At 37.0% G+C, this 9,477-nt stretch carries 11 protein-coding genes and 1 pseudogene; 1 reads left to right on the top strand and 11 read right to left on the bottom strand.

The window, feature by feature from the left end:
* From QZ413_RS09005 to QZ413_RS08990, 4 genes and pseudogenes are all read right to left on the bottom strand, one after another.
* Nucleotides 1-377 (bottom strand): annotated as a pseudogene (locus QZ413_RS09005) (hypothetical protein); the annotation flags it as partial.
* A gap of 143 nt (nt 378-520) precedes the next feature.
* On the bottom strand, nt 521-1,402 hold the full coding sequence (locus QZ413_RS09000; RefSeq protein ID WP_297079439.1) for an immunoglobulin-like domain-containing protein: 882 nt from the start codon (nt 1,400-1,402) through the stop codon (nt 521-523).
* 3 nt (nt 1,403-1,405) lie between these two features.
* On the bottom strand, nt 1,406-1,729 hold the full coding sequence (locus tag QZ413_RS08995) for a hypothetical protein (RefSeq protein WP_297079437.1): 324 nt from the start codon (nt 1,727-1,729) through the stop codon (nt 1,406-1,408).
* A gap of 355 nt (nt 1,730-2,084) precedes the next feature.
* Nucleotides 2,085-2,963 (bottom strand): hypothetical protein, encoded by an 879-nt coding sequence (locus QZ413_RS08990; protein ID WP_297079435.1) that lies wholly within the window; start codon nt 2,961-2,963, stop codon nt 2,085-2,087.
* A gap of 488 nt (nt 2,964-3,451) precedes the next feature.
* Here QZ413_RS08990 and QZ413_RS08985 point away from each other — a divergent pair, with 488 nt between their 5' ends.
* Nucleotides 3,452-4,141 carry a hypothetical protein gene (locus tag QZ413_RS08985; RefSeq protein WP_297079433.1) on the top strand — a complete coding sequence of 230 codons (690 nt, stop codon included), beginning with the start codon at nt 3,452-3,454 and terminating at the stop codon, nt 4,139-4,141.
* A gap of 296 nt (nt 4,142-4,437) precedes the next feature.
* Here QZ413_RS08985 and QZ413_RS08980 read toward each other — a convergent pair whose 3' ends face one another.
* The 7 genes from QZ413_RS08980 to QZ413_RS08950 form a co-directional block, all read right to left on the bottom strand.
* A complete protein-coding gene (locus QZ413_RS08980; RefSeq protein WP_297079432.1) occupies nt 4,438-5,121 on the bottom strand; it encodes a CpsD/CapB family tyrosine-protein kinase in 684 nt (227 codons plus the stop codon).
* Nucleotides 5,122-5,323: 202 nt separating this feature from the next.
* Nucleotides 5,324-6,007: a CpsD/CapB family tyrosine-protein kinase gene (locus tag QZ413_RS08975; RefSeq protein ID WP_297079430.1), complete on the bottom strand. Its 684-nt coding sequence runs from the start codon at nt 6,005-6,007 to the stop codon at nt 5,324-5,326.
* Nucleotides 6,008-6,028: 21 nt separating this feature from the next.
* Entirely contained in the window at nt 6,029-6,808 is a 780-nt protein-coding gene (locus QZ413_RS08970; protein ID WP_297079428.1) for a YveK family protein, read from the bottom strand.
* Between the two features lie 20 nt (nt 6,809-6,828).
* Nucleotides 6,829-7,677, bottom strand: coding sequence for a hypothetical protein (locus tag QZ413_RS08965; protein WP_297079427.1), 849 nt, complete (start codon nt 7,675-7,677; stop codon nt 6,829-6,831).
* 37 nt (nt 7,678-7,714) lie between these two features.
* Nucleotides 7,715-8,407, bottom strand: a complete 693-nt coding sequence (locus QZ413_RS08960) for a class D sortase (RefSeq protein ID WP_297079425.1) — start codon at nt 8,405-8,407, stop codon at nt 7,715-7,717.
* A complete protein-coding gene (locus tag QZ413_RS08955; RefSeq protein ID WP_297079423.1) occupies nt 8,400-8,972 on the bottom strand; it encodes a hypothetical protein in 573 nt (190 codons plus the stop codon). The genes QZ413_RS08960 and QZ413_RS08955 overlap by 8 nt, the downstream gene beginning before the upstream one ends.
* Before the next feature lie 160 nt (nt 8,973-9,132).
* A partial coding sequence (locus tag QZ413_RS08950) for a UDP binding domain-containing protein (protein ID WP_297079421.1) occupies nt 9,133-9,477 on the bottom strand: 345 nt, incomplete at its 5' end.

Below are 9,477 nucleotides of genomic sequence, written 5' to 3'. Positions count from 1 at the left end.
GCACGGTAAAGTTTTGTGCCTTTATCAGATTCAGAATACCAACCGATACCTTCTGCTTTCCAACCTGCTTTGACTAAAGAATCTTTTTCTTTTTGGCTCAATGTGTAATGGTGATCACCGGCATTTTTATTGTATAAACGATAGACAGGTGAACCCGATGCTGGTGCGTACCAACCCGTACCTTCGTCTTTCCAACCTGCATCGATTAATCCTTTTTGCTCTTTTGCGTCTTTTGTATAAAAATGTTCCCCGCTATTTGGATTATACAAACGATACATTGAATACCCTTTTACTTCATCTGCAGAAATGCTTGCTGCGCCAAATAAAATAGCAGATGCTAAAAAAGTCATCCCTAACTTTTTCCCCATGTTTTTCATCTTTGTAACTCCCTTATTACTTATTTTTTGTTTCAAAATATTATACCATTTATTTTATAACTTGTTGTTATTTATATAAAAAAATGCCAAAGAAATTAGCTTCTCACTAAATTCTTGGGCATTTGTAAATACTGATTTACTGTTTAGTTTTCATTCACAATGATTGTTCTTGTTAATGTTTTTCGATGACCAAATTCATCCACAGCTGTATACGTCAATTCATACCAACCATGATTTGTTGTATCGGCTGTTCCGCTTACAGTATACTCTAACACTTTTCCTGAGCCTGATTTTGCAGTCACACCCGCACGTGGATCAAATGATTTTACGGTATTTTGTACAAAACTTACATCCTCAGCACCATAAAATGTTGGATCACCATACTCAAATACTGAAATTTTTCTATCTTCTGAGCTTGTCGTACCAAATTCGTCTGTCGCCGTATACGTAACTTTATAAGAGCCTGGCCATTGTGCATTTACAGTTCCGATTGCGGTTACTTTCAATGGTTTTCCATTTCCATCGACAGCACTGATTCCATCAAGTACATCAAACTTAGTCAGACTTTGTGAAATAAAAGTAATCCAATCATTTTTGCTGCTTATTCTCGGACTATCGATTTCTTCAACTGTAACAGTTAAATATTCAACGGTCTCTTGCCCCAACCGATCTTTCGCATGATACTCTATTTGATATCGACCTGGAGTTTCTGTATCGACTGTTCCGGTAACCGTTACTTCAATTACATTTCCTAGAAAATCTTTAGCTGTAATCCCTTTTAATGCATCATATTTCGCTTTTTGTTTTTTGATAGTTACTCCAGTAAAATAATCTGGCACTCCACTGATCACCGGTTCTTTCGTTGCGACACCATTCCACGCCACACCTTCATCTTTCCAACCAGCATTCACCAAAGTCGTTTGTTCTTCTTGACTTGTTGTATAGTTGTGGCTTCCAGCTCTCGCATTTGGGTTATAGGCACGGTATAGAGGCTTAGTATTTGTATCTGCTGAATACCAGCCGATTCCTTAATACTTCCAACCGATTTTGACCAATGAATCCTTTTCTCCACGACTCATCGTATAGTGATGATCGCCAGAATTTTTGTTGTAAACACGATATACCGGTGTCCCTGCGTCTGGCGCAAACCAACCCGTACCTTCGTCTTTCCAACCTAATTTCAATAAATTCGCTTTTTCTTGAGCATTTTTTGTGTAAAAATGTTCTCCGCTATTTTTGTTATAGACACGGTACATCGCAGCACCCTTTTGTTGATCTGCGTGAACGACCGTCGTCACCATAAAAAAGCCACTAGCTAAAAGTAGTGTTCCCAAAATTTTATATTGTTTCAAAAGACTTCCCCATTTCACTATTCATTTTTTGCGAATAAAATGTTTGGTAAAGCATATATTGGTTGTATGTTTTTGATAATTGAATTTAGATGATGAATGTAGAAGAAAAATAAGATGATTCTTGTGGTGCTATAGATGTAAATAGTGTGGATACTGTGTACCGAAACCACCGATTTCCCCAAAAAATCAGCGGTGATCAGCTAGCTTTTCTGACTTGTTCCCAAACCAACGTCCCCCTTTTCTTAAACTAAACATTTTACTCTAGTTTATTATATCACTACTCCTATTTTTTTATATAAAATTCCACAAAAAAAGCTACAAAAGGAATGCTTTCCTCTTGTAGCTTTTGCTGAAATCAATCCAATAAAGGTGTTTCGCTCACGACTTCGTATTGTCCAGTAGCTACATCTTGCTTTTCTAATTGTCCACTAGCATTGATCTTGAAAAATCCAAGCGACGATGTGTTCGTAACGCCAATCGAACGCGGATTGATGATCAATTGACCGTCTGAAAATGACATCTCTATCGTCGTACGATTCATGATCATGTCGGGCTTCATATGTTCCACTTGAATCAAGTAATTACGAATCCATTCTTTGACTTGTTCTTGCGTAAGATTTTTTCCATCAACTGTATTCTTTTCATTACTTGTTTGTTCGTTCGAATCTGCTAGATGAGTTTGAGCAAGTTGGATGATTTCTCTGATTTGGTCCAATGACCGGCCATATGCATCAGTAAGCTCTTTTTTCGTGTATTCTTGTTCCTTTAATAACTCATTACCATTGAATTGACGGGCATAAACCTGGTCATTTGAGATTGTTACTTCACTGGCTACATCACCATTACGCAGTTGTTGCTCAGATTGAACTAAGACCATACTGTTTAAATTATCTTGATGGGCCATTATGAAATTTGGATTAGTCAATATTTCCTGTATGATTTGTTCTAATGTCAATTCTGGATGTTGCGCTTGATAGTTATCCAGATATGCTGCAACGGCTAATTCATCATTCAGCAAAGTAATCGTTTCATCGAGTGAACTAGTAGTCGTACTACTAGAATCTAAAACCGTTGGAGCGACTGGTGTTTGTTTGATTTTATGTGTTTTACGAGTATGACTTGTTGAACTCGTTGTTTGCTGCAGTTCTTCTGTCTGCGTCTTTTGTGTACAAGCAGCAAGACTACCTCCTAAAAGTACTATCCCCAATAGCACTAACCCTTGCTTCTTTTTCATATCATCACGTCCTAATTCATTTTTTCTCCTGTTTTATTATACCTTTACCGTGTCCAAAAAATAAAGAAATTTAAGATAAGATTACCGAAAACAAATAAAAAAAGACAAGAGCTATACACCTTATCCTAGGATTTTTTCAAATATTCAATAGCTCTCTTTGCACCAATTGATTTCATCAAGTATGCAAATCGTCAATAATCCTTCCACACCATTCTCAGCAGTAGCTGTCATTGTTATGCTGCCTCAACTTATTAAATGAACCATTCATTTTCATTTACTATCAAAACTTCCGAACTTAAACTTGTCCACGCTAATGTTTTTTCTAAATAGTACTAGGATTGATAATATTTTATAATTTGTTACTTTCAAATGACATGCATCATTTATTCTTGAAAGATTTTATTCTATTATTAGGTATTCATATTATGAATACCTAATATTTTATACTAGTAATGTAATTAAAATAAAACAAGAACGGAAGTATTATTATGAAAAAAATCATATTGACGAGCTTTTTACTTATCTCTACTTTAGCCTTAGTAGCCTGCTCATCACAAACAAATTCGAACCAAAAATCAACTAGTTCTTCAACGCAAGAAATAAGCAGTATGGAAAGTACAGAAAATAGTCTTATTAAAGAATCTAATTCTATAGATAAAACAACTTCTTCAACAATTGATACTGAAAAATTAACAGTAGACAATAACGTCAATTCAGATATGGATTATGACAGTGATACTAAAACATTTACGACACCAATCTCTAAAATCCAATTGATTTCAGAAGAATTTAATTATCGCCATCGCGGATCAGCATCCGAACCGATATTTGTGATTCAATATACAGTAACGAATACTTCAGATGAAATATTCAATGAAGCTTTAAAGGGAGCACATACTTATTTAGATGTTACCTATGAGCGAGAAAATAAAGAATTTAGTGAATTATCACAACGAGTATTGTCTGATAAATCCGACCCTAGTTATGAAACGTATTTAAATAGAGATAAGCGACTAGAACAGTCAGAGTCGCTTAATTTAGCAAATGCTTATTCCATACCAAAAAATGTGAAAAAGATTTACATTGAATTCTTTGATTCTAAACATAAAACTGTAAAAAGATTACAAGTCGATGTTCCCGAGAACGTCCAAACAGAAGTCAATAACTATATCCCTTAAATTGAACACCATTACTCTACAGCTCTACAAAAAAATCTATCAACTTCCTATGTTCAAAAAACTTGCGAGAATCTAACATTCCACAAGTTTTTTGAATTATTTCTCGTTATTATGTAAAGTAAGTTTAATTTTGATTGCATTTGAAGAATAGATATTCTCGTATAAAACTATCAACTAGTTACATTCTTCATTTAGACCATAAAAAAAGTAAATCATCAGATAGGGCATAGGTTTCCTATCCAATCATTTACTTCTGTCATTAGTATATACTATCCGGTAGTCATATTATGACTGTTTCACCCATAATAGTAATAATTATCGGTATTTTTTTTCACATTATTGTAAACTACGCCAATAACATTCGCTTTCGCCATTTTCAATAATTTGACCGATTGTAAAAAATCTTGCTTTTTCGTTTGGTTTTGTTTCGCTACTAGAACAGTAGCATCTGCTTTGGCTGCAATAATCTGCGCATCAGTGATGATCGATACAGGGGGTAGATCGTAGATAACGAAGTCAAATTCTTCTTTGAATTCATGCATGAGATCAGTCATTCGTTGCGAACCTAGCATCTCACTTGGATTTGGTGGTTTTGGACCACTGGTTAAAATCGATAAATTGTCGATACCACTATCATGGATAAAATCACTGATTTTTTCGGTACCTTTGCCGACTAAGTTCGTTAAGCCGTCGTGATTCCATTGTTTAAACGTCAAGGCAACAGTCGGTCGTCTTAAATCGCAATCTACGAGCAACGTTTTTTTGCCGCTGTCAGCAAACACGACAGCTAGATTAGCCGCGATAGTCGATTTCCCTTCTCCAGCTGAAGCCGACGTCACGACTACTGATTTGATTGGTTGATCGATTGCACTAAATTGGATATTGGAACGGATGATGCGGCATTGTTCTGCAAGGATAGAATTTTTGTCGATATATGCCATTAAAGATACACCCGCTACTGGATTTATTTTCTTTGCCATATGAACCTGTTCCTTTCACGCACTGTCGATTACTCGATTCAGTGGTTGATTCGCTTACATTTACTATATTTATCTTAACATACTTGTTTGTGATAGGCGATTTTAATGGTGAAAAGAAGAATGAGAATTCATCTTGGCATTGAAATACCGAGTTTCCTTCCCATTTAATGAAAAAAAGCGGCCGCAAATCGCGGCCACTCTTCTATCCATAATAATAATAGCTATCACTGTTTTTCTTCATACCATTATAAACCACACCAATGACATTCGCTTTCGCCATTTTTAAAGAATTGACTGCTTTTAAAAACTCGCTTTTTTTCGTTTGTTGTTGACGACTAACGAGTATCGTGCCATTTGTTCTGGCAGCGACGATTTGTGCATCGGTGATATTTGAAATCGGCGGTAGATCATAGATCACTAGATCAAATTCTGCCTCTAGTCGTTCCATCACTTCTAGCATCCGATTGGAATTGAGCATCTCACTAGGATTCGGCGGTTTCGGGCCAGCAGTTAAAATGCTTAGCTCCGGGATGTTACTATCACGTATCACGTCATGGATACTTCCATTCATATCTGTAAGTAGCGTAGATAAGCCAATGTGGTTACTTTGTTTAAACGTTAGGGCGACAGTGGGCCGTCTTAAGTCACCATCGACTAAGAGTGTCCGTTTCCCACTATCGGCAAATAAGATAGCAAGATTTGCTGCAACTGTCGATTTCCCTTCACTCATACTTGAAGATGTGATCGCTAACGATTTGATAGCTTGATCGACTGCACTAAACTGGATGTTCGACCGAATGATACGGCACTCTTCAGCTAAAGTCGAATTTTTATTGATCATCGAAACTAAGGAAACTCCTTGAACTGGTTGTCTTTTTTTATTCATTTATTTTCCACACTTCCCCAATTATACTCGTGGTTCTGATCGTTTCATAAACTCGTCAAGTGGATCTTTGTTCCCTTTAAGCTCAAAGACAACTGCTTTTCCATTGATGATTTCTTTTTTGCTGACTTCGCTGATCACCCCTAAAATCGGCAATTCTGCTTCTTCTAAAATAAAGCGTTCATCTTTGATCGTTTTATCGAGTAAAGCTAATAGTAGCGAACAAGCTACACCCAGCACTGTTCCTAATACGAAACCGATTGCCAAATTTAAATTATTTTTTGGATAGATCGAATTGGTTGGAATCTCTGCTTCTGATGTGATTGTTACTTTATTGACATCGATCGCTTTTAAAACGCTCTTTTGAAAAATCTCAGCGGTAACGTTAGCTACATCTGCTGCCTGAGTCGGATTGATCGATGTTGCTTGGATCTGGAAGACTTGTGAATTTTGCGACTGTGAGACTTGGATCATGCTACGCAATTGATCCACACTAATATCGTATTGATAACGACTCGCTAGATTTTCTTGGACACGTGATAAGATCATTTTCCCCTTGATCATATCTTTGTAGGTGTTGATCATCATGATATTCGCACTAACATCTGACTGAAGATTACTCCCTGTATTGCCATCATTCTTTGTTTGTACGATCAATTCTGCAGCGGCTTGGTAACGTGGAGTCAAGACAAAAAATGTCACCCCGCCAGCGATACCCGTACCTAATAAAGCGAATACAATAATCAGTAATAAACGCTTTTTTAAAATAGTAAATAATTCGAAAATATTAATCGTTTCTTCCATAATACCCTCCAAAACCGCAATCAGCGGCTCACTTTTCTTCGAAGTAATTCACTAACTAGCATTGCAAAAACCCCTAACACGACACACCCAATGCCTAAATGAATCACTAGTAAAACAGCATTTTTAAGATAAATCGTAATGAACCCATATAGTGCTTTTGATTGGATCGCTAAATGATCGATCTGATTGCTCTTATACAATATCGTAGGCAACACGATCAACATCAATCCAGCTCCTGCAAAGGTATAGGCAAGATAGCGTAATCGACGATGTAGATAGCGGCCACTGACAAGTACTAGACCGATCAATAATAATAATGAAAAAATCCCACTTAAGATAATGATCATCACAAATTGTTTATTATAGCTGATCAACTGCTTAGCAAATGTACGAAACGTTGGAATGGCAACGTAACGCTCAAATACGTTTAAACTTTCGTCCGTAAAATGTTGGATATTTGTTTGCGTTTCTTTATCGGTAATATCTAATTTCTTCTCTTTGGCATACGTCGCGATCGCCTGATTCAGATTATTTCGAATCACATCGGTTCCAACTAAACGATACGGTACATCTGTATAGATCGCGCGAATAAACGAATCGACGTTTTGTTGGACCAGATCTTCTTTGACTGTATCTTTAACGACTTCAGGTGGGATATTACTTGCACGCGCATTGTCTTGGATGTATTCATTGATATCCTTAGTGATCGCTGTAACATAGCCTGAAGTCTTCGATTGTTTGATCATATATTCTTGATTAAAGATCGTCGCTCGTAAACTCACCAACAACAACGTGCTGACGATTGCAAGCGTCGCGATAAAAGCCAAGATGATCCTTGGCGCATTTTGTTTCCATTTTTCACGTGACATGTACTTTCCCCCATTATCTGACACCCAATTGATTTTGCTAGTTCGTCGATGAAGCAATCATCTTTGCAGTTACAAAAATACGATCTTGCGTCATCCCAATACTATAAATCGGATAGCAGGTATAGAGGATCAGTTGCTTCCGTTCTTTTTGATTCAATTGATCTAAAATAGCTGGATCCTGATAATTTTTGATTTCGCGTTTTTCTACTTCATATGTAAATGTTCCATAAGTCGTATCCAAAGTGATCTTCGTTCCAGGTTCCCCTACTAGCATATGATTAAACGTTGTATTATTATGTGCACCAATCAATGTCGTTCCGACTTCTCCAGGATAGACCGATCCCATATATTGACCGGCTCCTAAGCGTAAAATCTCACGGCTGTCACCATAGTAAAGTGGCTCTTCTACACCTAGATCTGGAATCGAAACTGTCCCATAAAGCTCCCCACTTTTCGGATATTGACTGACTTTTTTTGTGGTTGTTGTCTTTTGTTTCTCTGTACTACTAGATGAAGTCGTTTGATTTGTCTGAGTATTGGTAGTCGTCGCGGCAACTTGTGTCTCAAATTTTGGTGGTTCACTTAGCATGAATAGTTCGACAGACGAACTTACAAGCTGAATGACGGGTTGACCGATTACATATAGTAACGAATACCCGATAACCAAAAAAAGAATAGGCGCAACGATCATTGCTCCTATCCGCTTCCACCATTTACGAGAATTATGCAAGTTGTGCTTTCCTCCCAATGACGAACGCCCCGATTGCGGTAAGAATTAATCCTACTAACACAATTAGACTATATCCATATGTCGCTCCTGTATTCTTAACAGGACTTCCTGTTGCAAATGCCGTATTGCCTTGTTTCGTCGTGATCGAATAACTATCGACACCATCCAAACTGATCGTTAAGCCTAAAACATTTGCTGCGCTAGTGATCAGTCCTCTGATTTGATTTTTGATATCTGCAGGTAATGCTTTAATCAAATCCGATAAACTATTGATATTACTGACATCGATCGTTTGCGCGGCAATCAAGGCTTTTGCTTGATTGATCGAGTCTACTGTTTGATTGACTTCTGATGTCGTCAAATCATTTTGTTTCAAGTGGTTCTCAGCTTGTGTCACATCTTTTTGATCAAGATAAAACGTTTTGCCCCCGACTGAAATCCCCGTATTCAACGCATCTAAAATCCGCTGCTCATCGGCCGAGATCCCCGTATCTGCTGAGACACTCAAACCGCTTACAAAGAAAAATGCACAAAGCAACACAAAACTTAGTACTCCTTTTCTCATAAAAAAACTTCCTTTCAATCCCCGATTCTACAACTACACACTAGCTCATAGTAGTTAAATTATATGTCAATTATTAGAGAAAAGCAAAGAAAATTTTAATGAAAATTTATAGTTTTGTGTAAAAAAATAAGTAAAACGGAGATAAGTCCGTTTTACTTATTTAGTCTTTCCCAAATAGATCGCGTGTATAGACTTTTTCCGCACTATCTTTGATGTCATCTTCTAAACGGTTTGACACAATCACATCAGACATTAATTTAAATTCATTCAAGTCTTTTACAACACGTGAATTAAAGAAAGTCTCTTCGTCTAAAGTCGGTTCAAATACCACAACTTCGATTCCCTTAGCTTTCAAACGCTTCATGATTCCTTGAATCGATGAGTAACGGAAATTATCTGAATTAGCCTTCATCGTTAAGCGATAGATTCCGACCACTTTAGGACTTTTGGCTAAGATCTGTTCAGCGATAAAGTCTTTACGAGTCGTGTTCGCATCTACGATTGC

Source organism: uncultured Enterococcus sp. (assembly GCF_913775425.1).
Lineage (GTDB): Bacteria > Bacillota > Bacilli > Lactobacillales > Enterococcaceae > Enterococcus_G.
Note: the sequence above shows the minus strand (reverse complement) of the source record. Positions and strands in the feature narration are given on the sequence as shown.

Bases quoted from the DNA above. Each gene is read 5' to 3' on its own strand.
- QZ413_RS08980 (WP_297079432.1), bottom strand. From the start codon at position 5,121: ATGGCAAAGAAAATAAATCCAGTAGCGGGTGTATCTTTAATGGCATAT.
- QZ413_RS08965 (WP_297079427.1), bottom strand. From the start codon at position 7,677: ATGTCACGTGAAAAATGGAAACAAAATGCGCCAAGGATCATCTTGGCT.
- QZ413_RS08970 (WP_297079428.1), bottom strand. From the start codon at position 6,808: ATGGAAGAAACGATTAATATTTTCGAATTATTTACTATTTTAAAAAAG.
- QZ413_RS08955 (WP_297079423.1), bottom strand. From the start codon at position 8,972: ATGAGAAAAGGAGTACTAAGTTTTGTGTTGCTTTGTGCATTTTTCTTT.
- QZ413_RS08985 (WP_297079433.1), top strand. From the start codon at position 3,452: ATGAAAAAAATCATATTGACGAGCTTTTTACTTATCTCTACTTTAGCC.
- QZ413_RS08975 (WP_297079430.1), bottom strand. From the start codon at position 6,007: ATGAATAAAAAAAGACAACCAGTTCAAGGAGTTTCCTTAGTTTCGATG.
- QZ413_RS08990 (WP_297079435.1), bottom strand. From the start codon at position 2,963: ATGAAAAAGAAGCAAGGGTTAGTGCTATTGGGGATAGTACTTTTAGGA.